The organism is Peptoniphilus rachelemmaiella (assembly GCF_943169845.1).
Taxonomy (GTDB): domain Bacteria; phylum Bacillota; class Clostridia; order Tissierellales; family Peptoniphilaceae; genus Aedoeadaptatus; species Aedoeadaptatus rachelemmaiella.
Genome location: NZ_CALPBW010000003.1, coordinates 1 through 24,568, shown reverse-complemented (window position 1 = coordinate 24,568; position 24,568 = coordinate 1). Strand labels below are relative to the sequence as shown.

Annotated in this window: 25 protein-coding genes and 1 other RNA gene; all 26 read left to right on the top strand. The window is 51.3% G+C overall.

Annotation, left to right across the window (positions count from 1 at the left end; translation table 11 throughout):
• The first annotated feature begins 48 nt into the window (after positions 1-48).
• The gene (gene rpsU / locus KO087_RS01725; RefSeq protein ID WP_068367335.1) at positions 49-228 is read left to right on the top strand and encodes a 30S ribosomal protein S21; all 180 of its coding nucleotides are present in this window, start codon (positions 49-51) and stop codon (positions 226-228) included.
• A 16-nt stretch (positions 229-244) separates the two neighbouring features.
• A complete protein-coding gene (locus KO087_RS01720) occupies positions 245-688 on the top strand; it encodes a GatB/YqeY domain-containing protein (RefSeq protein ID WP_215507081.1) in 444 nt (147 codons plus the stop codon).
• 79 nt (positions 689-767) lie between these two features.
• Complete coding sequence (locus KO087_RS01715; protein ID WP_215507079.1) at positions 768-1,445, top strand: NfeD family protein; 678 nt, start codon at positions 768-770, stop codon at positions 1,443-1,445.
• A gap of 76 nt (positions 1,446-1,521) precedes the next feature.
• Complete coding sequence (floA, locus tag KO087_RS01710; protein ID WP_215507077.1) at positions 1,522-2,514, top strand: flotillin-like protein FloA; 993 nt, start codon at positions 1,522-1,524, stop codon at positions 2,512-2,514.
• Positions 2,511-3,023 (top strand): hypothetical protein, encoded by a 513-nt coding sequence (locus KO087_RS01705; protein WP_215507075.1) that lies wholly within the window; start codon positions 2,511-2,513, stop codon positions 3,021-3,023. The genes floA and KO087_RS01705 overlap by 4 nt, the downstream gene beginning before the upstream one ends.
• A gap of 11 nt (positions 3,024-3,034) precedes the next feature.
• Positions 3,035-4,054, top strand: coding sequence for a PhoH family protein (locus KO087_RS01700; protein WP_251374895.1), 1,020 nt, complete (start codon positions 3,035-3,037; stop codon positions 4,052-4,054).
• 4 nt (positions 4,055-4,058) lie between these two features.
• Entirely contained in the window at positions 4,059-4,523 is a 465-nt protein-coding gene (ybeY, locus tag KO087_RS01695; protein ID WP_215507073.1) for an rRNA maturation RNase YbeY, read from the top strand.
• The gene (locus tag KO087_RS01690) at positions 4,510-5,214 is read left to right on the top strand and encodes a diacylglycerol kinase (RefSeq protein WP_215507071.1); all 705 of its coding nucleotides are present in this window, start codon (positions 4,510-4,512) and stop codon (positions 5,212-5,214) included. Before ybeY ends, KO087_RS01690 begins: the two co-directional genes overlap by 14 nt.
• A gap of 1 nt (position 5,215) precedes the next feature.
• A complete protein-coding gene (locus tag KO087_RS01685) occupies positions 5,216-5,632 on the top strand; it encodes a cytidine deaminase (RefSeq protein WP_215507069.1) in 417 nt (138 codons plus the stop codon).
• Positions 5,625-6,521: a GTPase Era gene (gene era / locus KO087_RS01680; protein ID WP_251374894.1), complete on the top strand. Its 897-nt coding sequence runs from the start codon at positions 5,625-5,627 to the stop codon at positions 6,519-6,521. The genes KO087_RS01685 and era overlap by 8 nt, the downstream gene beginning before the upstream one ends.
• On the top strand, positions 6,502-7,212 hold the full coding sequence (gene recO / locus KO087_RS01675) for a DNA repair protein RecO (RefSeq protein ID WP_215507067.1): 711 nt from the start codon (positions 6,502-6,504) through the stop codon (positions 7,210-7,212). The genes era and recO overlap by 20 nt, the downstream gene beginning before the upstream one ends.
• A gap of 13 nt (positions 7,213-7,225) precedes the next feature.
• Complete coding sequence (gene glyQ / locus KO087_RS01670) at positions 7,226-8,113, top strand: glycine--tRNA ligase subunit alpha (protein ID WP_215507064.1); 888 nt, start codon at positions 7,226-7,228, stop codon at positions 8,111-8,113.
• Positions 8,106-10,199, top strand: a complete 2,094-nt coding sequence (gene glyS, locus KO087_RS01665; RefSeq protein ID WP_215507062.1) for a glycine--tRNA ligase subunit beta — start codon at positions 8,106-8,108, stop codon at positions 10,197-10,199. Before glyQ ends, glyS begins: the two co-directional genes overlap by 8 nt.
• A gap of 7 nt (positions 10,200-10,206) precedes the next feature.
• Positions 10,207-10,830, top strand: coding sequence for a transcriptional regulator CcpN (gene ccpN, locus KO087_RS01660; RefSeq protein WP_215507061.1), 624 nt, complete (start codon positions 10,207-10,209; stop codon positions 10,828-10,830).
• The gene (locus tag KO087_RS01655; RefSeq protein WP_215507059.1) at positions 10,820-11,653 is read left to right on the top strand and encodes a pyruvate, water dikinase regulatory protein; all 834 of its coding nucleotides are present in this window, start codon (positions 10,820-10,822) and stop codon (positions 11,651-11,653) included. The genes ccpN and KO087_RS01655 overlap by 11 nt, the downstream gene beginning before the upstream one ends.
• Before the next feature lie 8 nt (positions 11,654-11,661).
• Complete coding sequence (locus KO087_RS01650) at positions 11,662-12,687, top strand: deoxyguanosinetriphosphate triphosphohydrolase (protein WP_215507057.1); 1,026 nt, start codon at positions 11,662-11,664, stop codon at positions 12,685-12,687.
• Between the two features lie 15 nt (positions 12,688-12,702).
• Positions 12,703-14,478, top strand: a complete 1,776-nt coding sequence (gene dnaG, locus KO087_RS01645; protein WP_215507055.1) for a DNA primase — start codon at positions 12,703-12,705, stop codon at positions 14,476-14,478.
• Positions 14,475-15,590: an RNA polymerase sigma factor RpoD gene (gene rpoD, locus KO087_RS01640; protein ID WP_215507053.1), complete on the top strand. Its 1,116-nt coding sequence runs from the start codon at positions 14,475-14,477 to the stop codon at positions 15,588-15,590. The genes dnaG and rpoD overlap by 4 nt, the downstream gene beginning before the upstream one ends.
• A complete protein-coding gene (locus KO087_RS01635) occupies positions 15,587-16,255 on the top strand; it encodes a tRNA (adenine(22)-N(1))-methyltransferase (RefSeq protein WP_215507051.1) in 669 nt (222 codons plus the stop codon). The genes rpoD and KO087_RS01635 overlap by 4 nt, the downstream gene beginning before the upstream one ends.
• Positions 16,230-16,991 (top strand): Nif3-like dinuclear metal center hexameric protein, encoded by a 762-nt coding sequence (locus KO087_RS01630; protein WP_215507049.1) that lies wholly within the window; start codon positions 16,230-16,232, stop codon positions 16,989-16,991. The genes KO087_RS01635 and KO087_RS01630 overlap by 26 nt, the downstream gene beginning before the upstream one ends.
• A gap of 19 nt (positions 16,992-17,010) precedes the next feature.
• Positions 17,011-17,336: RNase P RNA component class A (rnpB, locus tag KO087_RS01625), an RNA gene on the top strand.
• Positions 17,337-17,405: 69 nt separating this feature from the next.
• On the top strand, positions 17,406-18,572 hold the full coding sequence (locus tag KO087_RS01620) for a CapA family protein (RefSeq protein ID WP_215507047.1): 1,167 nt from the start codon (positions 17,406-17,408) through the stop codon (positions 18,570-18,572).
• Entirely contained in the window at positions 18,569-19,513 is a 945-nt protein-coding gene (locus tag KO087_RS01615; RefSeq protein ID WP_215507045.1) for an S-layer homology domain-containing protein, read from the top strand. Before KO087_RS01620 ends, KO087_RS01615 begins: the two co-directional genes overlap by 4 nt.
• A gap of 75 nt (positions 19,514-19,588) precedes the next feature.
• Complete coding sequence (locus KO087_RS01610; RefSeq protein WP_215507043.1) at positions 19,589-20,926, top strand: S-layer homology domain-containing protein; 1,338 nt, start codon at positions 19,589-19,591, stop codon at positions 20,924-20,926.
• Between the two features lie 335 nt (positions 20,927-21,261).
• Complete coding sequence (locus KO087_RS01605) at positions 21,262-22,842, top strand: S-layer homology domain-containing protein (RefSeq protein ID WP_215507041.1); 1,581 nt, start codon at positions 21,262-21,264, stop codon at positions 22,840-22,842.
• A 314-nt stretch (positions 22,843-23,156) separates the two neighbouring features.
• Positions 23,157-24,338 carry a hypothetical protein gene (locus tag KO087_RS01600; protein ID WP_215507039.1) on the top strand — a complete coding sequence of 394 codons (1,182 nt, stop codon included), beginning with the start codon at positions 23,157-23,159 and terminating at the stop codon, positions 24,336-24,338.
• Positions 24,339-24,568 lie beyond the last annotated feature (230 nt).

Below are 24,568 nucleotides of genomic sequence, written 5' to 3'. Positions count from 1 at the left end.
TAGCTGAAAAAGCTATTCACTCTTTTCAAAAAGAGGGGAGGGGAAATCATGTCGGAAATCCGCGTTGGAGAAAACGAGTCTTTAGAATCTGCCTTAAAAAGATTTAAAAGACAATGTGCTTCCAGTGGTGTTTTGAAAGAAGTTCGCAAGCGCGAACACTACGAAAAACCCAGTGTAAAGCGTAAGAAAAAATCTGAGGAAGCACGTAGAAAAAAACGCAAATACTAATTGAGAAGGTGTTAATTTGTCTTTAAAAGAAACCTTAATGCAGGATTTAAAAACTGCGATGAAGACGAAGGATAAGAGAGCGAAAGATACGATCACCATGGTGCGTGCCGCCGTCAAACAAAAAGAAGTTGACGATCGAGTCGAACTGGACGACGATGGCGTACTGAAAGTGCTGGCCAAGGAAATCAAGGAACGCCGGGGAAGCATCGAAGAATTCGAAAAAGCCGGTCGCGACGATTTGGTCGAAGCCACGAAAGCGGAAATCGACGTTCTCATGAAATATATGCCCGAACAATTATCCGAAGAAGAGCTTGAAAAGTTGATTCGCCAAGTGATGGAAGAAAACAACATCACGGAGAAAAAACAAATGGGTCTTCTCATGAAAAACATTATGCCGAAAGTGCAAGGACGCGCCGACGGCAAGGCGGTTAACGCAATCGTCAATCGCATTTTAAAATAAAGTAACCCGGAGAGCTTCTCCGGGTTACTTTCGATTACGCACAATTTCCTCGGGTATAAATAAATGGGGAGGTGTGGGCATGAAACATAGTTTAGCGGTGCTTTTGTCTCTTTTTGCGACTACGCCGGTTTACGCGGCGGGCCCCGGCGCCGACCTTTTGCCCTGGCTTAGGTCGGCCTTGGTTTTGATCGGCTTGGCGAGCTTTACCTACGCCCTTTTTTCCAAGACCTTTTCAAAAAGTTGGATCTTCGGGGCGGCTGCCATATTGGTCTTTTTCCTCACAGGCATCTTCGGCGGCTCGGCATCGATTATTACCCTGCTTTTGTTTTTGGCAAGCGGCGTCCTCGTTCTCGTGGAGGCCATTGTGCCGGGCTTCGGCATCGCCGGCATCAGCGGCATCCTTTTATTTTTCACGTCACTCGCCTTGGCCATGGATAACGGCCTGCAGGCCATGCTCACCTTTTTTCTTTCCGCCGTCGTGGTGCTTTTAATGGCCCGAGGGCTATGGGAAAAAGGCGAGAGTTTGCCTATGGTGAAGCGCCTCGTGGGGCAAAATGCGCCTCACAAAGAAAAGCTCATGCCGTGGAAGGTGGGAGACGTGGGTATTTCCGGGACCCAACTTCGCCCGGAAGGGATCGGCGTGTTTAACGGCGAGAAAGTCACCGTGCGCTCCACCGGTCCTTTAATCGAAGGCCACCGAAAAATCGAGATCGTCTCCGTTCGCGGACGCAGTATTTCCGTGAAAGAGGTGGAATAATTTCGCCCCTTCGATAAAAGGGAATGAACTTATTTTAAATTGAAATGAACGAATGAATTTATAACAGGAGGATTTTATGGGAATCGGCATTATTTTCGGCGGCATCGTCGCCTTTGTCGTCATCGTCTTTTTATCCGTCATACTTACCATGGTGCCCATCGGTCTGTGGGTGACGGCCTTTTTCTCCGGCGTGAAAGTGCGGATGAGCGATCTCATCGGCATGCGTCTGCGCCGCGTGAAGCCCCGTCGAATCGTAAACCCCATGATTAAAGCCACGAAAGCCGGCATGGGCTTAAACATTTCATCCGTAGAAGGCCATTACCTGGCCGGGGGCAATGTGGATGCCGTGGTCGACGCTCTCATCGCCGCCCAACGAGCAGACATTCAATTGAATTTTGAAGAAGCCGCAGCCATCGACTTGGCGGGCAGAGATGTTTTGGAAGCGGTGCAAGTGAGCGTCAATCCGAAAGTCATCGAGACGCCGAAGATCTCCGCCGTGGCCCAAGACGGCATCGAAGTCTTGGTCATCGCCAAGGTTACTGTCAGGGCCAATATCGATCGTCTCGTCGGCGGGGCCGGTGAAGAAACCATTATCGCCCGCGTCGGCGAAGGCATCGTCACCACCGTAGGCTCTTCGAGAACCTACAAAGAAGTGTTGGAAAATCCCGACAATATTTCCCGCGTCGTTCTTGAAAAGGGATTGGACTCGGGCACGGCCTACGAGATTTTATCCATCGACATCGCCGATGTGGACGTGGCGCGAAACATCGGCGCCCGCCTGCAAACGGACCAAGCGGAGGCGGACAAGCGCATCGCCGAAGCGAAAGCATCGGAACGCCGTTCCATGGCCATTGCCAGGGAACAGGAAATGCGTGCGGAAGTGGAAGCCATGCGCGCCCGCGTCGTCGAAGCCCAATCGGAAGTGCCCAAGGCCTTGGCGGAAGCATTAAAATCCGGCAATCTTTCCGTCGGCGGCTACTACGAGCTTGAAAACTTAAAGAGCGACACGGCCATGCGGGAAGCCATCGCCGGCGGGGATCAAAAACAATCCGCCGAGGCCCGTGAATGAGCAGCTTCCTTCCCCTTATCCTCATCGCCCTCTTCGGTCTGATTAAGACCTATGTGGAAGAAAGCCGCAAATCCGAGTCGAAAACGAAGGGGAAAACCAAAGACAAGGGGCTTTCTACGGAGATGAAGCAGGCCATAAATGAGTTTCAGGGACGCAAGGAAAAAACGAAAAGAGGCCGTCATCGAGAGGCGGATTACAAGGATCTGCCCATCGAGGTGCAGCGGGCCATAAAAAGTTTTCAAAAGCCCGAGAAAAAGCCGGCGAAAAAAGAAGCCCTAAAAGTAAACGAGGACCTGAAAAAGAAGCGGCAAATGAAGGATGAGGCCTTAAAACAGGCCACGGAAACGGCCCTCGCCGCAGATCACACCATGGAAGCGGCACCTGTTAAAGAGCCGGAACCGAAGGCCGAAAAGCCCTCGCCCTTTGGTGCCATCGAAAAATTCGACGAAGCCTACCGCCCGTTTATCTACAGTGAAGTATTTAACAAACCAAAGTGTAAGCGTAAGTAAAGGAGACGTTTTTGCAAGATCAATTAGCTATCGGCATCAGTGAACCCAAGGTATTAAAGGAATTATTCGGTCACTTAGACGAACACACGAAAATGATCGAGGATGCTTTTTCCGTGACCATTCGCCAGGAAGACGACGGCCTTACGGTAAAAGGGGAAGAGGGCCCGGTAAAACAGGCGGGCATCGTCCTTGAAAATTTAATCGAAGCCATCCACAAGCAAAAGCGCGTGGACAAAAAAGATGTTCGCTACAGCATCGATTTGGTACAGGCGGGCATCGAAGACAGCTTTACCTCCCTCCTGGACGATGTCATCGTCTACACGGAAATGGGGCGGCCCATTCGCCCGAAAACCCTGGGGCAGAAGCGCTACTTAGATGCCATCAGAAGCCACGACGTGGTCTTCGGCATCGGCCCCGCCGGCACGGGAAAGACCTACATCGCCATGGCCAATGCGGTGAAGGCCTTTAAGGAAAAAGAAGTGAACCGCATCATCCTCACACGCCCCGCCGTGGAAGCCGGGGAAAGCTTGGGCTTTTTGCCCGGGGATTTGCAAATGAAGGTGGATCCCTACCTTCGCCCTCTCTACGACGCTCTTTTCGAAATCCTGGGTCAAGACGCTTTTCAAAAGTACCTTGAAAAAGGCCTTATCGAAGTGGCGCCCTTGGCCTATATGCGCGGCCGCACCTTGGACAATGCCTATGTGATTTTAGACGAGGCGCAAAACTCCACCAACGAGCAGATGAAAATGTTCTTGACTCGATTAGGCTACGGCTCCAAGGCCATTATTACCGGGGATGTGACCCAGATCGACTTGCCCAGAGGCAAGCAATCGGGGCTGAAGACCGTGCTGAACATTTTGGACGGCGTCAAGGGCATCGACATCATTCGCCTGGGTCGAAACGACATCGTGCGCCATCCCTTGGTGCAACGGATCATCGACGCCTACGATCGCTTCGATCGGGAGAAGGAAAAGAAGGCCGAGGAATCGGAAAGCAAAGACAGCAATAAGAACGAGGAGAAAAAGGGGTAGAGCCATGACCGAACTTAGCCTCTACATGGACGATCGACAAGAGACCATCGCCTTATCGGAGGAAGACAGGAATTTAATTGAGTCCCTTATTTCATTCGTCGTTCCGAGAATCACCGAGGAGGATCAGGTGGAAGTCTCCGTGAGCTTTGTAGAAGACGAGGAGATCCGCATCTTGAATCGGGATTTTCGCGGCGTGGACAAAGTGACGGATGTGTTGAGCTTTCCCATGGACGAGGTCTACGGCGACTACAGAAACCTGGGCGATGTCATCATCAACACCACCAAGGTGAAGGAACAGGCCGAGGAATTCGGCCACAGCTACCGCCGGGAGCTCACCTACCTTACGGTACACAGTTTGCTCCACTTAGTTGGCTACGATCACGAGGAAGCCGGGGAAAAGGCGGCCATGCGCGCCAAGGAAGAGGCGCTCCTCGCGGCATTTGAAGGGGAAGAAAATGAAGCGCGGTAATTTTATTAAATCATTTAACTTTGCCGTACAGGGCATTATCAGCTCCATCCATTCGGAGCGAAACATGAAATTTCATTACGCGGCGGCGCTGGGGGTTATCGCCTTCAGCCTGTTGTTTAATCTCTCCCGCATCGAATTTATTGCCCTGCTCTTTGCCGTTACCTTCGTTATCGTCTCGGAGCTTTTTAACACGGCCATCGAGCGCACCGTGGACATGGTGACCCAGGAATACCACCCCATGGCGAAGCTGGTTAAAGACATTAGCGCCGGCGCCGTGTTGCTCGCGGGAATCAACGCGGCGGTGACAGGCTATCTGCTCTTTTTCGACCGGATCATTTCCTTTACCGATGTGGTTTTGGTGCGGATTAAAAACTCCGGCCCCCACCTGACCTTCGTGGCCATGATTATCGTCTTGATTTTGACCGTGGGCGCGAAGCTTTACAAGCGGGAGAACGGAGGCAGCTATTTTCAAGGCGGCGCCGTCAGCGGCCACTCCGCATTGGCCTTTTGCATGGCGGCATCCATTACCTTTATTTCCATGAACGGATTTATCGCGGCTCTGGCTTTCGGCCTGGCCTTTCTCGTGGCGGAAAGCCGCATCGAAGGGGAGATACATAAGCCCATGGAAACCGTGGCAGGCGCCGTTTTAGGCACGGCCATCGCCGTCATTATTTTTGTTTGGATGGGATAAAATGAACCGAAAAGACATGATTCAACAATTAATCGCCGCGGCAAAGGCGGCACAACAATCCGCCTATGTGCCCTACTCGAACTACGCCGTGGGCGCGGCCCTGCTCGCCGACGACGGAAAGATCTACACCGGCTGCAATATCGAAAACGCATCCTTTACCCCCACGGTCTGCGCCGAGCGGGTGGCCGTCTTTAAAGCCATTAGCGAAGGGGCGAAGACGGTGGAAATCATCGCCGTAGTGGCGGGGGAGGACATGGGCTATCCCTGCGGCGTGTGTCGCCAGGTGCTCCGTGAATTCGGAAAGAATGCCACCGTCGTCGTGGCGAAAGACGAAGAAAATTACCACGTCCACACACTGGACGAACTCCTGCCCCACAGCTTTGGGCCGGAAAATGTCAAAGGAGATGTCCATGCATAAATCAGGATTTGTCAGCGTCGTGGGACGCCCCAATGTGGGAAAAAGTACGCTTTTAAACAGAATACTCAAGGAAAAACTGTCCATCACCTCAAACAAGGCCCAAACCACGAGAAATAAAATCACCTTGATCCACACCGACGATCGGGGACAAATTATTTTTCTCGACACGCCGGGGATTCAGTCGCCGAAAAACAAATTAGGCGACTACATGTTAAAGACCAGCGTCTCCTCCATGGAAGGGGTGGACGTGATCCTTATGGTGGTGGATATGAGCGATTACCTTGGCCCGAAGGATCAAATGATTCTCGATGCCATGGAAAAAGAAGGGCGAAACATTCCGGCGATCTTAGTCATTAACAAAGTGGATATGGCGCCGAGAGATGAGGTGCTTCCCATTATCGCGAAATTTGCCGCCATGAATCGCTTCGACGACATCGTCCCCGTCTCCGCCTTAAACGACGAAAATGTGGACCACCTGGTGGACGTGATCTTCGACCATCTGCCGGAAGGCCCCCAATACTTCCCCGAAGACATGATTACCGATCAGCCGGAGAAATTTATCGTCGCCGAGTTGATTCGGGAAAAAGGCCTCTTTTATTTAAGGGACGAAGTGCCCCACGGCCTGGCCGTGTCCGTGGATGCCATGAAGGAAGTGGAAGGGAAGGACCACATGGACATCCAGGCCACCATTTACGTGGAGCGGGATTCCCACAAAGGCATTATTATCGGCAAAAACGGTCAGATGCTGAAGCGCATCGGCATGGAGGCGCGAAAAGAAATCGAAGCCTTCCTAGGCGAACACGTGAACCTGCGCCTTTGGGTCAAGGTAAGCAAAAACTGGCGGGAAAAAGACGAGAAGGTCAAGGCCTTTGGCTACAAAGCGGATTGAGTGCCAAGGCGTGGTCCTCGCCGCTAATGCCTACGGCGAAAGCGACAAGATCATTCGCCTTTACACGGAGCAGGCGGGGAAGCTTTCCGTCTTGGTGAAGGGTGCCAAGTCCCGTCGCTCCGCCACCGTGGCATTAAGCGAGCCCTTCACCTTCGGCCGCTATCGCCTGAGTCTCGGCAAGAGCTTCTACTACTTAAACAGTGGAAAAATCCTCCAGGCAAATATGGGCTTAAGGAACAATTACGACAACATGGTCTATGCCTCCGCCCTGGTGGAAATCGTGGACAAGAGCAGCATGGAAGGCCAGGGAACGGCGCGGATCTTTTCCTTGGTGCGAAAAGCCCTTCACGAACTTGCCTTAAGTGACGCGCCTCTTCCGGTGTTTCTCGGTTTTTTAATTAAGTATTTAAGCTTTATGGGCTACCGGCCCATGCTGCCCGAATCCGGCGAAGGCCACTACGTTTTTCTCGCCGACAGCGGCGTCGTCGAAGCCGAAGATTCCGCCGGGGGAGAGGTTCTGGACGGGCGGGATATTTACACTTTGCGCCATTTGCTATATACTTCTTTAGATAAGATAAATTTGGAAAATGTGGATCCCAACACCTTGGAAAAAATTTATCGTTTGCTGAAAGTCTACACCGTGGTCAATTTACAACTGGACAACATACAATCTCTACAGTTGAGGATGTAGAGGGGAGGAAGAAATGCATTTTCAAGGAATGATACAGAAACTACAAGAGTACTGGAACGATCAAGGCTGCACGGTACTGGAAGCCTACGACACGGAAAAAGGGGCCGGCACCATGAGCCCCCATACCTTTATGCGCACCTTGGGGCCCGAGCCCTGGCGCACGGTATACGTTGAGCCCTCCAGACGGCCGGCCGACGGCCGCTACGGCGACAACCCGAACCGCCTCTACCAACACCATCAACTGCAGGTCATTTTAAAACCCTCGCCGGAAGATGTGCAGGAACTTTACTTAAAGAGTCTGGAAGTTTTGGGCATCGATCCCTTAAAACACGACATCCGCTTCGTGGAAGACAACTGGGAATCCCCCACACTGGGCGCCTGGGGCTTGGGCTGGGAAGTCTGGCTCGACGGCATGGAAATCACGCAATTTACTTACTTCCAACAAGTGGGCGGCATTAACTGCGATTTGGAAAGTGCGGAGCTGACCTACGGGTTGGAGAGGATCGCTATGTACCTGCAAGATGTGGACACGGTCTATGACATCGACTGGAACGGCCACATTAAATACGGCGATATCTTCAAAAAAGCCGAGTACGAACACTCCAAATACAGCTTCGAAGTTGCCGACATTGACTTGCTCAAGCAATTATTCGATATGTACGAAAAAGAAGCGAGCCGCGTCTTGGATTTAGATCTGGTTTTGCCGGGCTACGACTTCGTATTGAAGTGCTCGCACACATTTAATCTTCTGGACGCTCGAGGCGCCATTTCCGTTTCCCAACGGGCTTCGTACATTTCCAGGGTTCGGAACTTGGCCCGCTTGACGGCACAAAAATATATACAACAACGAGAAGCCATGGGCTACCCACTTATTAAGAACGGGGAGGACGATCATGAGTAATCAAGAGAATATCTATTTAATCGAAGTGGGCGTGGAGGAGTTGCCCTCTTCCTACATTCGCAATGCCTTAAACGCATTTAAAGATTTAGTAGAAAAGGCGCTGAATGAAGCAAACTTAGGCTACGATCACATCGCCGCCTACGCGACGCCCCGCCGCTTGAGCCTCATGATTCACGGCATCGATGATGCCCAAGGCGACATCGAAGACTGGGTCAAGGGCCCGGCGAAGAAAATTGCCTACAAAGAAGACGGCTCCGTGAACAAGCCTTTGGAAGGCTTTATGCGCAGCCAAAATGTGACGGAAGCGGACTTGGAAGTTCGCGAGCTGAAGGGCAACGAATACATTTACGCCCACATCCACAAAGTCGGCGAGGCGGCGGAGGTAATTCTCGCGGAAATCATCCCCGATGCCATTCGCCACATTCCCTTCCCGAAGAACATGCGCTGGGGCGGAAAGAATTTACGTTTCGCACGGCCCATTCGCTGGATTCTCTCCATGTTAAACGACCACGTCGTGGATTTTGATTTAGAAGGCATCGCCCTGTCCAACGTGACCCGCGGCCACCGCTTCTTAGGTAGCAGCCACATCGAAATCAACGACGTGCGCGACTACGAAGAGGCCCTGGAGAAAAATTTCGTTATTCTGGATCAAGACAAGCGAAAAGAATCCATTCTCTATCAAATCAATCACATGGCCAAATCCAACGGCGGCGAAATTCGTAAAGACGACGATCTTTTAGAAGAGCTCACCTTTATCGTGGAATACCCCACGGCGGTATTAGGCAATGTTCAGGAAAAATTCCTCTCCCTTCCCGATGTGGTCATCACCACGCCGATGCGCGAGCACCTGCGCTACACGCCGGTATACAGCCCGGAAGGGGATTTGCTTCCCTACTTCATCACCATTCGTAACGGCAACGAAGACTACGCCGATGTCGTGGCCGAAGGCAACGAAAAGGTATTGGAAGCCCGCCTGGAAGATGCCCGCTTCTTCTTCGACAACGACAGAGAAAAGCCCTTGGAAGATTACGTGGACCAATTAGGCGGCATCGTCTTCCAGGAAAAACTGGGCACCATGGCGGACAAGACGGCGCGTATTTCCGACCTCGTGGGCCGCATCGGCGAAATTTTAGCCGTCGGCGAAAAAACCGTGGAATCGGCCAAACGTGCCTGCCACCTTTCCAAGGCCGACCTCATGACCAATATGGTTCAGGAATTTACGGAGCTTGAAGGCATTATCGGCAGCATTTACGCCGAGCTCGACGGCGAAGAATCCGTGGTATCCAACGCCATTCGCGAACAATACATGCCCGTCGCAAGCGGTGCGGCTCTGCCTGAATCCACCACCGGGACCATTGTGTCCTTGGCGGATAAATTCGACACCATCTGCGGCCTCTTTGCCATCGGCGAAGTGCCCACCGGCAGCCAAGACCCCTTTGCCCTTCGCAGAAAGGCCATCGGTATCTTGCGCATGATTAACGAAAAGCACTGGGAATTAAGCTTAAGCGAGTGCATCGATGCCTCCCTGTTCTCCTTTGTGGACTCCATGGGCCTGGTCTTCGACAAGGAAGAAGTGCGCAAACAAATTTTGAAATTCTTCCGCGGTCGCATCGACACCATGTTAGACGGTGACGGCATTCGCTACGACATTATTCAAGCATTAAACGACATCGACGGCGAAGACAGCCTGCGCGTCTTTGAAAAGGCACAGGCCATGCAAAACTTCTTCGTCGATGGAGATCGGAAATCCTTCCTCGAAGCCGTCACCCGCGTGGAAAACATCGCTTCGAAAAACGAATCGAAAGACGGCAAAATCGATGAAGCCATTTTGACGGAAGAAGAACGGGCCCTTTACGACAAGGTCCTGGCAGTGGAACCGGCACTTGAAGAAGCCTACAGCAAACGGGACGATGCCCGTTATCTGGAACTGTTGGATTCTTTAACCGACGCCATTCACCTGTACTTCGACCGCGTCATGATTATGGCGGAAGACGAAAGCCTGAGAAACAATCGCCTGGCCACGATTCAACGAATCGATGCCTTGGTACAACGGGAGTTTAACGGAAACCAAATCGTCGAAGGGTAGGTGCCCGGTGAAACTGAGTAAACGGCAAGAGCAAATCATTCAAATCGTTCGAAAGGAAGGGCCCATTACCGGCGACGACATTGCCGGCATCCTGGCGGTGGCCAGAGGCACCATTCGCAACGATTTAAGCGTGCTCACCATGCTCGGCTATCTGGACGCCAGGCCCAAGGTGGGCTACTACTACAAGGGCGATCCAGCCCATATGAAGGTCCGGGAAATCTTCGACACCATTCACGTGGAAGAGATCATGAGCGTGCCTGTGGTCCTCGACGAAAAAGCCAGCGTTTACGACGGCATCTGCGCCGTCTTTCTCGAAAACATCGGCACTATTTTCATCACTCGGGACGGCTTTCTCGTCGGCTGTGTGTCGCGAAAAGACCTGCTTCGCTCGGCCATCGGCCAGGTGGATCCGGAGAAGACGCCTCTTTCCATGATTATGACCCGTATGCCCAATATTATTTCCATCGGCCCGAAAGATTCCATTTACAAAGCCGCTCAAGCCATCGATCAATGGGAGATCGACGCCCTGCCCGTAGTGGTCGGCGATGAGCAGCTGAAAGTGGTGGGCCGCCTGACGAAAACAAATATTAACCGCTTAGTTGTAGATTTAGGGGGAGACGATGAATCTTGATTCCGTACGCGACGACTCAAAACTGATGGTCTATGTCATTAGTGACAGCATCGGTGAAACCGGGGAATTAATTGCCAAAGCCTCGGTGAAACAATTTGACACGAAGGACTTCGCCATTAAGCGCTACCCCTACACCAACAGTGTGGATCAGGTCAAGCCACTCCTTGAAGAAGCGGCGGCACAAAAGCGGGCCTTGGTCATCTATACGAATGTGGACACGGACACCCGCGCCTACATGAAGCGAAAAGAAGCGGAATTAAACCTGCCCATGGTGGATGTTATGGGGCCGCCTATGGACAAGCTGGAAACCATCTTAGGCTACGAGCCCATGCGTCAGCCCGGTTTAATCCGCCGCCTGGACGAAAACTACTTTAAAAAAGTAGAGGCCATTGAATTTGCCGTTCAATACGACGACGGCAAGGATCCCCGCGGCGTCATGAAAGCGGACATCGTCCTCGTCGGCGTCAGCCGTACGTCGAAGACGCCCCTCTCCATGTATTTGGCCAACAAGCTTTACAAAGTGGCCAATGTGCCCTTGGTACCGGAAGTGCCCGTGCCTAAGGAAGTCTACGAAAAGGATAAGCGCCGGCTCTTCGGCCTTATCGCCAATTCACAAAAGCTCTATACCATTCGGGAAGAGCGTCTCCGTGCATTGGGGCTAAACTCTTCGGCGAAGTACGCCAATGTAGACCGCATCAAAGAAGAAGTGGACTACTCCGTGCAGATCATGAAAGACATCGGCTGCACCATTATCGACGTGTCCAACAAAGCCATTGAAGAGACGGCGGAAATCATTAACGACTACATGATTAGCCGGTTTTAGGAGGGCCTATGCTTCAACGAGAACGATGGGAGAAAGTTGAAGCGGCGATTTTAGACGAAAGAGCCGCACACGCCGCCCGTTCAAAGGGCCGCAGAATGGCGGAGCCTGATTGTGATATGCGCACCTGTTTCCAACGGGACAGGGACAGAATCATTCACTCCAAGGCCTTTCGCCGCCTGAAGCATAAAACCCACGTCTTTATAGCGCCGGAGGGGGATCATTACCGCACCCGCCTCACCCACACCTTGGAAGTGGCGCAGATCGCCCGCACCATGGCCCGCGGCCTTCGCCTCAACGAAGATTTGGTGGAAGCCATCGCCCTGGGCCACGACTTGGGCCACACGCCCTTCGGCCATTCCGGAGAAGCAGTGCTGGATCAATTGCACCCAAATGGCTTCGATCACGCTGCCCACAGCTTGCGGGTGGTGGATCTTCTGGAATCCAAAGGCGATCGGCCGGGCTTGAACCTTACTTGGGAAGTGCGAGACGGCATCTTGCACCACTCCAAAGAGCAGGCCGTCAATCCCGCCCACACCTTGGAAGGGCAGATCATTAAATTTGCCGACCGCATCGCCTATTTAAATCACGACATCGACGATTCCATTCGCGCCGGCGTCCTTTCCATGGACGACATTCCCAAAGACATTGTGGACACCTTGGGCGCGAGCCATTCCGAGCGCATTACCTGTCTGGTAAAAAGCGTGATCTCAGCCAGCGAATCCTCGGATGAAATCACCATGGATCCCGCCATTTACGCCGCCATGTTGGATCTCAGGGCCTATATGTTTGAGAAGGTCTACTTTAATCCCACGGTGAAAAGCGAAGACGGGAAGGTGGAGCGACTCATAAAAGATCTTTACAGCTATTTCACGGCGCAGGTCGAGGCGATTCCTCCGGCCCACGTGGCGTTTTCCAAAGCCCACGCCATGTCGGTGGAAGATATGGTCACCGACTACATCGCCGGCATGACCGATCGCTTCGCCATTAATGTGTGGAAGGAACTTTACGTGCCTAAGGATTGGCACAGTTTGTAGAAAGCAGGTGACAATATGGCTTTAATCATCGACGACGAAATCATTCGCCGGGTAAAAGAAGAGAGCGATATTGTCGAGTGGATCGGTCGATACACCAAGCTTGAGAAAAAAGGAAGAAATTACATGGGTCTTTGTCCTTTTCATACGGAAAAGACCCCTTCTTTTTCTGTGCAACCGGATAAGGGCTACTACCACTGTTTCGGCTGCGGCGCCGGCGGCGACGTGATTAAATTCCTCATGGAAAAAGAGGGATTAGGCTTTATCGAAGCCGTGGAGAAATTAGCGGAAGACCTTCACATCGACTTAAAGCCCTCTTTCAGAGACACGGAAGGGGAAAAAAAGCGCAACCGCATGGTGGCCATGAATCGGGAAGCGGCCCTTTACTACATGGAAATCCTGAGCCGCAATCCCCATTGCCTGAACTATTTAAAAAATCGCAACATCGCAAGAGACATGATTCTGGCTTTCGGCTTGGGCTTTGCCCCCGCCGGCGGCGATCAATTGCTGGGCCACATGAAGAAAAAGGGCTACGACGAAAAAGAGCTTTTCGAAGCGAACCTCGTCTCCTTTAACGAGGAGCGAAACCACTACTACGACCGCTTCAGAAATCGCCTGATCTTTCCCATTATCGACAGAAAATCTCGCGTGGTGGGCTTCGGCGGCCGGGTTCTCGACGACAGTTTGCCGAAATACCTAAATTCATCGGACACCCTGCTCTACAAAAAGAGCCGGGAGCTCTACGGATTAAATCGCGTCATGAAAGTATCCGACCGCGCCAGGATTCTATTGGTGGAAGGCTACATGGACGTCATCTCCCTTCACGCGGCGGGAATCGGCTATGCCGTGGCGAGCCTCGGCACCTCACTGACCCGTGAGCAGGCACGGGTAATTAAGCGCTACGGCAAACAGGTTTTTATTTGCTACGACGGCGACAATGCCGGGATAAAGGCCACGAACCGAGCCATCGACATTTTGGCTGCGGAGGACATTCGACCGCGAATCGTCGTGCTGGAAGGGGGAAGAGACCCCGATGAATACATTCGCGATTACGGAAAAATCGCCTTTGAAGGCAAGTTGAACCGGGGCCTTTCCTCCGTCGAATTCCAGGTGAAAAACCTGGAAAAAGACTATCACCTGGAGGATGCGGCTTCCCTCTCGGAATTTTTACAAGGCGTCACCGCCATATTATCCAAGGTGAAAAGCCCGGTGGAGCGGGACGTTTTTGCGAAAAAATTTGCCGAAGCCTACGGGGTGCGCCCCGAGTCCTTCGAAGGAGAAATGCGTCGGGGCAATTTGAATCGCCCGCAGAAGGCGGCGAAGACCCCTGCGGCGGATCCCATGGAAAGTTTGTGGATCAGCCTCTTGCAGTACGGCTTGGAAGACAAAGATTTTTTCGCCATCATTGAGGGGAAGGATCAGTGGAAATACGTGGCCGGAGAAACGTGGGGCCCCTTGTTTACCACCGTATCGGATCTTTACAAGGAAGACCTTCCTCAGAAGGAACGCAGGGGCCAATTTTTTGATCACTATCCGGAGATGAAAGACCGTTTCTATCGCCTCACAAAGGGTATGGATCTAATACATGGAGAAGCCATTGTCGGTGAGCTCATCGACCGCATTTACGCCGAAGGGCTCAGGCTTCGCAGTCAGAAATTGCTCCACGATATAGAACATATGGAACAGTCGCCTCAGGCAGGGGATGAGAATCAAAACTTGTCTGAAAAATTATATGAACTCGATGAAATTAACAGGCGCTTACAGGAAGTAGAAAAGGGGACGAATCATAGATGACGAAAAACTTGGATCACAAGGATCAACTCCATCAATTAGATGAACAGATTTTGGAAAAAGATCCGGCCATTGAAAAGTTGTTTAAAAAAGGCGTCAAGCACGGCAGCTTAACGGCGAAGGAAGTCGTCGATGCTCTTGACGACGTGGATTTATCCAGCGACGAAATGGACGACATCTATGCGGAGTTTGAGGACCTGGATGTGGAAATCTTAAGAGACGACGAAGAAAAAAAGCAAAAAGTAACGGCGAAAAAGAAAAAAGAACCCACGGAAATGAAGGGCGGCAGCGTCGACGATCCCGTGCGCATGTATTTAAAAGAGATCGGGAAAATCCCCCTCTTGGAGCCCGACGAAGAAGTGGCCATTGCCAAGCGCATGGAAGAAGGCGACGAGTTGGCCAAGCGGGAATTGGCCGAAGCGAATCTGCGTCTCGTCGTCAGCATCGCCAAGCGCTATGTGGGCCGTGGCATGAGCTTTTTGGATTTAATTCAAGAGGGCAATTTGGGCCTGATGAAAGCCGTCGATAAATTCGATTACAAAAAAGGCTTCAAATTCTCCACCTACGCCACTTGGTGGATTCGCCAAGCCATTACCCGGGCCATTGCCGATCAGGCGCGGACCATTCGCATTCCCGTGCACATGGTGGAAACCATTAATAAATTGGTGCGGGTCCAACGGCAATTGGTACAGGATTTAGGGCGGGATCCCCAACCGGAAGAAATCGCCGAGGAAATGGGCATTACCGTAGACAAAGTGCGTGAAATTCAAAAGATCGCCCAGGAGCCCGTGAGCTTGGAGACGCCCATCGGCGAGGAAGAAGATTCCCATTTAGGCGACTTTATTCCTGACGACGACATCCTCTCTCCTCAAGAGGCGGCCACCTTTATTCTCTTAAAGGAACAATTAGGCGACGTGCTTACCACCTTGACGGAAAGAGAAAAGCAAGTGCTCACCCTGCGCTTCGGCTTGGAAGACGGCCGCGCCCGCACGTTGGAAGAAGTGGGCAAGGAATTTGACGTGACCCGTGAGCGGATTCGTCAAATCGAAGCCAAGGCATTGAGAAAGCTGCGCCATCCGAGCCGCAGCAAGAAGTTAAAGGACTTTTTGGAATGATTGAATCGTCGAAGCGGCTTAAGGCCGTCTTTCATATGACCCCGGCGGTTCACTGTGTGGGAGATATAGGCTGCGATCACGGCTATATCTCCCATGCCCTTTTAGAGGCAAATAGAGCCGAGAAAGTCATCGCCACAGATATTTCCGCCCCGAGCTTAAACAAAGCGGCTACGCTTCTTTCAGGGGCCTTTCACGGCCGTTTCGAGACCCGCTTAGGCGACGGCTTCGCCCCCATGGCTCCCGGCGAAATTCAAGGCGCCATTATTATGGGCATGGGGGGCCAATTGATCGCCGATATACTGTCTCGCGGAAAAGACGTGGTGGATGCCTTGGATTGGTGCATCGTTCAGCCCATGCAGGGGGCGGAAGATCTTTTCGATTTTCTCACCGCCCGGGGCTTTCGCCTCATGGAGGCGGAGCTCGTGGAAGAGCGGGGCAAATTTTATCCCCTGATGAAAATCGCAGCCGGCGGAAGGGATGCCTTCTCCTGGAAAAATTTTCTTCACTGTGGCGATTTTCTCGCCATGGCGGAAAAAGAAAAGGCCCGCCTCGAAGGCGTGGTGCGGGCTGTGGAAGTGAGCGGCAAAAAGGATTTAATCGACAAGGCAAATAGGGATGTAAAAAAGTGGGAGGCGTACATTGAACAGTGTAGAGATCATCAATAAATTGCGCGCTTGGGCGCCGGAAGAATTGCAAGAGCCTTGGGACAAAACGGGCTGGCAATTGCGTCTCGGCGAGCGGGAAGTGAAGAATGTCGTCGTGGCCATGGATGTGACCCGCGATGTGGTGGATCTGGCCCTTGAAACGGGGGCGGAGCTCATCCTAACCCATCATCCCTTTATTTTTTCGCCCCTTGAGATGGTGGAGGATTCGACGCTTCGAGGAAAAATGGTCTGCGATCTCATTCGCCACAACATTTCCGTCTATTCCTCTCACACGTCCATGGACAAGGCCAAAGGCGGCGTCAACGATCAGTGGATCGACAAGCTGAGCCTTAAGGACGTAACCGTACTGAGCGATGACGAAGAACTGGGCATTCTCGGCACGTCGTCTTTAAGCTTAAGGGATCTAAAGGAAATTTTCGAACGGGAATCCATTACCGGCATTCGCTGCTACGGGCAGAAAAAAGAGCGGGTGGATAGGATCGCCTTTGTCGGCGGAAGCGGCGCAGATTTTATCGATGAAGCGGCGTTTAAAGGCGCCGATGTGCTCATCACCGGGGATGTGAAACATCACGACGGCCAGCACGCCTACGAAATCGGCCTCATGGTTTTGGACATCGGCCACTTTCACAGCGAAAAGGCCATTTTAATGGCCATGGCGGAGTGGGTGGAAGAAATCTCCGACGCCCGTGCCCACGTGGTGATGAATTCGCCCTTCGTCTTTGAAATCGAAGACTGAATATGGTAGAATAATTCGTCGAGTACGTCAGTTAACTGCGCGTAGCGAGGAAAGTCCGTGCTCCACAGAGCGAGAATGCCGGATAACGTCCGGTGGGGGCGACCCCAAGGCTAGTGCAACAGAGAGATACCGCCTGCAAAGGTAAGGGTGGAAAGGCGAGGTAAGAGCTCACCAGCGCACAGGCGACTGTGCGGCTATGTAAACCCCATTCGGAGCAAGACCAAAGAGGGAAAAAGACGGCTGCTCGTCGTCTCCGGTAGGTAGGTCGCTAGAGCTTTCCGGCGACGGAAAGACCAGACAGATAGTTAACCAATACAAAACACGGCTTATAGACGTAGTCGACGAAAGCGGGGGAGACCCCGCTTTTTTAGTGCAAAAAATAGGAAAAGACTGATACAATAAATACGTTAATGAATGAACAGAAGAAAAGGAATGATGATGAAAAGATATCGACTTATTCTGCTGGCGCTCCTTTTCACTTTAACGGGCTGCGTGGCCCCTGAGGTGAAGCCGCAGGAAAAAAAGATCCCGCCGACGGAAGTAAGCTTTATCGCGTTCGGCGACTACATGGTGCACCGGCCTCAGATCAACGCGGCGCGGCGGGGCGAGGGCTTTGATTTTACCGAAGATTTTTGCTACGTGAAGCCCTTTATCGACGATGCCGACGTGGCCGTGATTAATCTTGAGACCACCTTAACCGACGGGAAGAAGGGCTACACCACCTTTCCCATGTTTGCATCGCCTATAGAAATCGCTCGGGATTTAAAAACCGTGGGCTTCGATGTGATCACCACGGCCAACAATCACGCCTACGACACCTTTGCACCCGGCGTGGAGACCACTTACCGCGCCCTTACCGAGGCGGGTATGGATGTGGTGGGCACCGGCGAAGTGGAAGCGAAGCCTCTCATAAAAACGGTAAACAACATTAAAATCGGTTTTCTCGCCTACACCTACGGCCTTAACGGCAACGACGGTGCCCTGCAAAACAGCGACAGGCCCAATGCCGTGGCCATTTATTCCGAAGCAAAGGTAAACGAAGACATGGCCGCATTAAAGGCGCAAGGCGTCGATGCCGTGGTCTGCTTTATGCACTGGGGCGAAGAGTACATTAAGGAGCCCACGGCGACGCAGAAAAAGCAGGCCGACTATTTGGCGGAAAAAGGCGTGGACATTATTTTCGGAAGCCATCCCCACGTGCCCCTCGCCGTCGACAACATCGCCACGAAGGATGGCGCCTGTTTCGTGGCCTACTCCATGGGGAACTTCGTCTCCAATCAGCGACGTGAGTACATGAACACGAGCCGGGTGGAGACGGGGCAAATGGTGCGGGCGCGCCTTAAAAAAGACGAGAAGGGCACGCACGTGGTGGCTTTTCAGCCCGACGCCCTTTACGTGGACAAACACTGGGGCGATGGGCTCCATTTCGACGTCTTACCTGCAGAGGCCGTACTAAGCGGCGAAATTCCCTGTCCGAGAATCGACCAAGTGAAAGGCCGATTGGAAGAGACGCTTCATGCACACAGAGAACGCATCAATCCGGATTTCATCGTATCCATATCCAAGGGAGAAAAACAATGAAAAAGAAAATCACAACGTGGGCCCTTCTTTTGGCCGCACTGACCATCGCCACGCCGGCCTCCGGTGCCTATGCCGCCCGCTTCACAGATGTCAAAGAAAGCCACTGGGCCTATGATGCCATTGCTGAGCTATCAGAGAAGCACCTCATCTCCGGCTACCCCGACGGCACATTTAAGCCGAATCGACCCGTCAGTCTGCCTGAGGTCCTTGTTCTTATCAAGAGAATCAAAGCGCCGACAGAGGACGCCATGAAACAGGCCGAGGCAAATTATGGCGACATGGCGCGGGCAAGCGGCGCAGGAGAATGGGCCACAGACAGCATCGCCTACGCCTTGGATCGAGGCATTATAACCCAAAAGCAGTTGGAAGAGGCCAAGGCCTGCGGCAAGCTCAAGGCAAAAGACATGGCCTTTCCGTCGAGAAAAGAAGTGGCCGCCTACTACGCCAGAGCCCTGAATCTTTCCGCAACGAAAGATCACAGCAACCTCAAAATGAAGGACCTGGATAAAATGGGCACCGTCTTCGACGAGAAGGACGTGGAAATTCTCGTGGCGGACTATGTGGCCGCGTTGGTAAAAGAAGACATTTTCTCCGCCGAAGGCAGCGACGGCCTCTTCCAAGGCGATCGCCCCATTCGCCGCTCGGAAATGGCGAAAATTTCCAAAAAAGCCGGAGCGTACGCGGCGCCTGCACAAAAGACGGAAGACGTGGTCATATATACGAAAGAAGGCTGCAAATACTGCGTTATGGCGAAAGCCATGTTTAGGGATCAACTCCACCGGCCCTTTGTAGAGAAAGACATTTCGAAAGATCAAATCGCCCTTCGCGAATTTAAGGCAAAAGGCTACAAATATGTGCCGGTGATTATTACAGACGGAAAGGTCGTCGTGGGCTACAAACCCGATGAAATTACGGCGCTTTTCGACACAGACAAGAAATAACAAAGAGCCCTCGAAAAATCTGCAGGGCATTTTACGGTAAGTTGATAATTGTTCGATAAAGTTGAAAGGACGACAATGAAACGATTTAACTCTGTGGCGGCATTTTTACTCATCGTCGCCATTCTATTAATTCCCGGGGCGGCCTTTGCTGCCAATGCGCCGGCCATCAACGCCCCCGGGGCCATCGTCATGGACTACGACACGGGGCAGGTGCTCTACGAAAAAAATGCGGACACGCCCCGCTCCGCCGCCTCCATGACTAAAATCATGACAGCCTACATCATTCTCGATGCCCTGCGCACAGGCGAAGCCACTTGGGATACGGTGATCCCCATATCCGTCAATGCCCGCACCCAGTCTCCCTGGGACAAGACCGACTTCGCCGAAACAGAGCGGCTCGGCGATCTCTTTGAGCCCTTTCTGGTTCGCAGCAACAATCAAATGGGCATCGCCATAGCGGAATACTTCGGCGGCGGAAGCGAAGCCCAATTCGCCGAGCGGATGAACGAAAAGGCGAGGCTACTGGGCATCGACGCCTACTACACCGAGGCCAACGGCCTGAAGCCCAACCGCGTCACACCAAGGGCACAAGCCCTTTTGACCCGCGCCATCATCAGCGACTACCCGGAAATTCTAAACACCACCTCGAAACATCAGACCAAGTACAAAAACGAAATCTATCGATCCACCAATCAATTTTATCGAAAATTTCGCCACTTTAAGGGAATCAACGGCTTTAAAACAGGCACGGCCTCCTATTCCGGCCAATGCCTTTCGGTGACTTACACGAACAAAGGCCGCCACCTAATTTCCGTGGTCATGGGATCTCGGGGACAGGATCAACGCTACCACGACACCATGGCCCTCTTAAACTACGCCATGAGCTGCTACGCTACCTCACCTTGGGCGAAAGACGTGCCGAGCCGGGCAAACCACGAGGGCATCAACACCGCCGCCTTCCGCGGCCTGAAGAGCTTTCAAGGGCGCGAGGCCATGAACCGCGGCGAGTTTACCCTCTTAATGGGCCTCGCCCTACGCCTGCCCATGACGGAAGCGGACGGAGGTTTTAGCGACGTGCCTGCCGATGCCTACTACGCCAAAGCCGTGGCGGCGGCGAGACGTGCCGGGCTCATCGACGGCTACGAAGACGGAAATTTCCGCCCCGAACGCTTAATCAGTCGGGAAGAAATGGCGAAAATTCTTTTCGTCGCCATGAAATACGACGATGCATCGCATAACCTGCCCTTTAAAGATGCCAATGCCATCGGCCCCGTCTTCCGACCGGCGGTGGCGAGCTTGACGGCGCGAGGGATTCTGCACGGCAAGGGCGACAATCTCTTCGATCCAAAAGGCACGGCGAGCAGAGAAGAAGCCACCCAAATGATGCTGAATTTAAAAAATCAATTAAATTAAACGGACAATCAGAAAAAAGAAATGAGAAAAGCCTCTGCAGGCGTGAAAAACAACTGCAGAGGTTTTTTCTTTTTTCAACAGAGTCATCAAAAAGCCGCGCGGAAGAAATAATTTAAATGAGCTAGAACATAAGAATAAAAAGGCAGCAGAAAGCAAAAATAAAGGAAAAGAGAAGAAATATAAAAACAACAGTTGATAATTAATATCAGCGTGATATAATTTCGAATTAGAAGATCACTTTAGCTCATGACAACTTTGGATTAGGTCTGCTATGGAAAAATACATAGATTTGATGCGGACAAAGGGGCCATGGAATTTATAATGAAGGAGAAAATATGAAACAAAAAGAGCAACGACCTCGTTACGGAATGCGAAAATTGTCTGTCGGTTTCGTCTCATGCCTTTTAGGCTTTACCTTAATTGCAGGATTTTTACCGGGATCCTCCTATGCCGCCTCCGGCTCCGGAACGAATAGGGCAATGGATGCGAATCAAAATCCGGCGCTTGCCGGGAACCAAAGTATAAGTCGCCTTGAACGCGAGCAAGCGAAAGAGAAAAATTCCAAAGCGGACAAGACCAATGTGGAATTTGCCGAAAGGGTTAGACAGGCCAAGGCCGAACTTCAAAAGTACATGAAAACAGTGGAAGAGAAGGTTCTTGACAGCGATTCCATTGAATTTCAGCCGGGCGTGAAAGATGAAGTCAAGGGCGCCGTTGAAAAAGCGAAGACTTTATTAGGCAAAGAAAAAATTACGGAAGAGGAATTGAATTTTATTGAAAGTGTCCCTTATAAAAAGGTTAATGGAAAGAAATCCGGCCTCTTCAGGGATTATACGAAAAAAGCTCTCGTCAATTATAAGGTACTGGGGAAGCGAGATCAGCTCAACCCCCACAATAATAAAAAGTATGTGGCATTAAAGGACAATAAGATTGAAATTCAGTCGAATCTTGCAGGGGCCGGAAAGATCGGCGAGAATGAAGAAGCTTTCTTTAAGCTGAATTATGTGACACAGAAGGATTTTGAAGAAGGGAAACCCAAGGCAGTAAGCAGTCCCTCGACGAGGGTGGATACAAGCACGTCGGCGACGCCGAAATATAAGAAGCAGGAAGTGCCTCGGGATGATTACACGGTAAAACAAGTAGCCGGCGGCTATGAAATCGAAATCACGAAGCTACCCGAAAATACCAAATATATTAAACCTATCGTCTATGTAAAATTTGCAAATGACACGTATTTTGAAAACGGAGATATGGTTGCAGTGACGGCTGCGGAAAATCCGGGAACGCCGAGTACGCCTGTGGAGCCGAAAGTAAAGCATCAGGCATTTATTTTCGGCTACGGCGATAACAGCTTCCGCTCCGAAGGTAAGATCAGTCGCGCCGAGGCGGCGTCCATGATCGCCTCTCTGGCCGGTTTGGATACGAGCAACAAGGCCAAACCCGGTTTCAAGGACACGGACAGCAGTTGGTACAACGAAGTCATCAACGCCATGGTGAAAAATGATTTGATGTTGGCGGATAAAAACGGAAACTTCCGTCCCAACGAACCCATTACCAGGGCTGAATTTGCTCGGGCATTGGCCGGCATCGACAAAAAGACGGATCGCATCGCGCCTTTCGCCGATGTAAAGGGTCATCCCTTTGAAGCGGCCATTAATCAAGCCTTCGGCAACGGCCGAATTATCGGCTACCCCGACGGCACCTTTAAACCCGACGGCGCCATTACGAGAGCTGAAGCCGTGACGATACTGAATCGTTACGATGGCAGGAATATGAGCAAGCAAGATCTGATGAAGATTAGAGCGAAATTCAATTCCTTTAAGGACGTCAGTGAAAAGCACTGGGCTTATGAACAAATTCTCATGGCGGCAAACAATTATCAAGCCATGCTTGATGCACTGGCCGCGCACAAGTAAAAAATCCCACATAATCTTGTCTTTTGAAAAAGGACGCAGTCTTTTCGCTGCGTCCCTTTTCTTTATAAGTGTGCGTGATTCCACACCAAGCGGCGTCAAATTGTATAAAGGGTGTCTTTAGAAGCGGTTGCCATCAATACAGGAGTTCCTACTATCAGCTTTACGACCGCCGATAAAAAACATATTCGGCGCTCATATAAAAGGCATAACAATAACCCCCTTTGAATGGGAATTGCAATGAAGGGAGAAAAAAGATATATTGAATATGAAAGAGACCTGTGATTTTATTTCGACTTGAGAAAGGGTATGGTAGCATGAAAAAATTTGCCATTGTGTGCATCTTGCTTTGCCTGCTTGCCTGCGGGAGACAAGAGGCCTTGCCTCAAGAAAACTCGGGAGCAAACAAAGGATTGGAAAATTCGGCTCGGGAGACGAAAGTGCTTTCCGACAATTTAAAAGAGCCGGAGACGATGGAGTTTACCGCTCTATCCGTGGACGAGATCAAAGGCAATTTTTCGAAAAAAGAAATCTCGAAGGACTCGGTTTTCGGATTCGATCCGAAAGAGGAAATTTTATATCAAGACATAAGCGATCCCACGAAGGAAGTTTTTAAAAGCATCCGAATCACCGATCTCAAGACCGGCGAGAGGAAAGATGTGGAATTAAAGCAGCCTTACAAGTTTATCGATGCCACCAAGGTCGTGGACGGGACGTTTTATTTTGTCGGCTCCAATACGGAGGGGGCCGTGGATTCCGTCGAGATCCGTCCCGACGGAGAAGTGAAGCAGGTGGCTCTTTCGGATTTCAACCGAATCGCCGCCTTTGCCGAAAAAGAGGGATTTTATGTCAGCTTGGAAAAAGTGCTCGGCGAAAATAAATTGGAAAACGCCATGTATTTTATGAAATACGGCGCAGAGAAGGCAGATGAAATTGTAAATGAAGCCTTTACTTTGGGAAAAGACGAAAAAGTGAAAGAAGGGCATCTGTTTACGAATTTCTACGGCATGGGAAATACCGTGGGATTTCAGGAACTGGACGATTATTCGGAAAATGTCACTGAAGCCAAGGGCTCCTATTTGTTGGACAGGGAGAAAAACACCCTCTACGAGATCCCCTTTATTACCAAACTTTCCACTTATTTGGCGGGGGATGCCGATCTCATCGTCAATTTGAACGCGCCGAATCTCAAAGGAGAGCCGGAAGAAGATCGCTGCACTCTCTACAAAAAAGAGGGCGACGGGTACAGGCCCTATATCCTGCCGGGCTACGACTATTCGAATTTTATTCGAGAATCGAGAATTTTAGATGACGGCCGCCTCTTTATTCACGGGGACGTCAGCCTCGACTTCGTGGATCTTTCCGAAATGAGGGCAAAGAAAATTTCTACAAGACAAGAAAATCTGCGCTCTGTCTTTTTCAGTAACGACGGCATCTTGTCTTTCGTGGAAGAAGAAGGAGACAAGAACTATTTGTATTGGGGAAGGGTGGCGGAGTAGCATCGGCCCTTTAAAAGAGAACACAGAAAAAAGGCTCTTTCTCATCCTTTCGATGGGAAAGAGCCTTTCTTTTGCATTGATGATGTCATCACGAGTTTTTTTCGGTTCTATGTCAACCATTGGGGAGTCTAGTGAAAACTAGGCTCCTTTTTGTTTTCCTAAAAGCCATCCATCACCGATCTTTTGAACAAACAAAGAGTAATTTGGTTCGAAAATGATGAAAGTTTTGC

Excerpts from the sequence above, each read along its gene's own strand:
- KO087_RS01635 (WP_215507051.1), top strand. The coding sequence starts at position 15,587 with ATGATTGAATCGTCGAAGCGGCTTAAGGCCGTCTTTCATATGACCCCG.
- rpoD (WP_215507053.1), top strand. The coding sequence starts at position 14,475 with ATGACGAAAAACTTGGATCACAAGGATCAACTCCATCAATTAGATGAA.
- glyS (WP_215507062.1), top strand. The coding sequence starts at position 8,106 with ATGAGTAATCAAGAGAATATCTATTTAATCGAAGTGGGCGTGGAGGAG.
- KO087_RS01715 (WP_215507079.1), top strand. The coding sequence starts at position 768 with ATGAAACATAGTTTAGCGGTGCTTTTGTCTCTTTTTGCGACTACGCCG.
- glyQ (WP_215507064.1), top strand. The coding sequence starts at position 7,226 with ATGCATTTTCAAGGAATGATACAGAAACTACAAGAGTACTGGAACGAT.
- KO087_RS01610 (WP_215507043.1), top strand. The coding sequence starts at position 19,589 with ATGAAACGATTTAACTCTGTGGCGGCATTTTTACTCATCGTCGCCATT.
- rpsU (WP_068367335.1), top strand. The coding sequence starts at position 49 with ATGTCGGAAATCCGCGTTGGAGAAAACGAGTCTTTAGAATCTGCCTTA.
- KO087_RS01650 (WP_215507057.1), top strand. The coding sequence starts at position 11,662 with ATGCTTCAACGAGAACGATGGGAGAAAGTTGAAGCGGCGATTTTAGAC.
- KO087_RS01615 (WP_215507045.1), top strand. The coding sequence starts at position 18,569 with ATGAAAAAGAAAATCACAACGTGGGCCCTTCTTTTGGCCGCACTGACC.
- KO087_RS01620 (WP_215507047.1), top strand. The coding sequence starts at position 17,406 with ATGAACAGAAGAAAAGGAATGATGATGAAAAGATATCGACTTATTCTG.
- KO087_RS01705 (WP_215507075.1), top strand. The coding sequence starts at position 2,511 with ATGAGCAGCTTCCTTCCCCTTATCCTCATCGCCCTCTTCGGTCTGATT.
- KO087_RS01600 (WP_215507039.1), top strand. The coding sequence starts at position 23,157 with ATGAAAAAATTTGCCATTGTGTGCATCTTGCTTTGCCTGCTTGCCTGC.
- KO087_RS01605 (WP_215507041.1), top strand. The coding sequence starts at position 21,262 with ATGAAACAAAAAGAGCAACGACCTCGTTACGGAATGCGAAAATTGTCT.
- KO087_RS01690 (WP_215507071.1), top strand. The coding sequence starts at position 4,510 with ATGAAGCGCGGTAATTTTATTAAATCATTTAACTTTGCCGTACAGGGC.
- ybeY (WP_215507073.1), top strand. The coding sequence starts at position 4,059 with ATGACCGAACTTAGCCTCTACATGGACGATCGACAAGAGACCATCGCC.
- era (WP_251374894.1), top strand. The coding sequence starts at position 5,625 with ATGCATAAATCAGGATTTGTCAGCGTCGTGGGACGCCCCAATGTGGGA.
- floA (WP_215507077.1), top strand. The coding sequence starts at position 1,522 with ATGGGAATCGGCATTATTTTCGGCGGCATCGTCGCCTTTGTCGTCATC.
- KO087_RS01685 (WP_215507069.1), top strand. The coding sequence starts at position 5,216 with ATGAACCGAAAAGACATGATTCAACAATTAATCGCCGCGGCAAAGGCG.
- dnaG (WP_215507055.1), top strand. The coding sequence starts at position 12,703 with ATGGCTTTAATCATCGACGACGAAATCATTCGCCGGGTAAAAGAAGAG.
- KO087_RS01655 (WP_215507059.1), top strand. The coding sequence starts at position 10,820 with ATGAATCTTGATTCCGTACGCGACGACTCAAAACTGATGGTCTATGTC.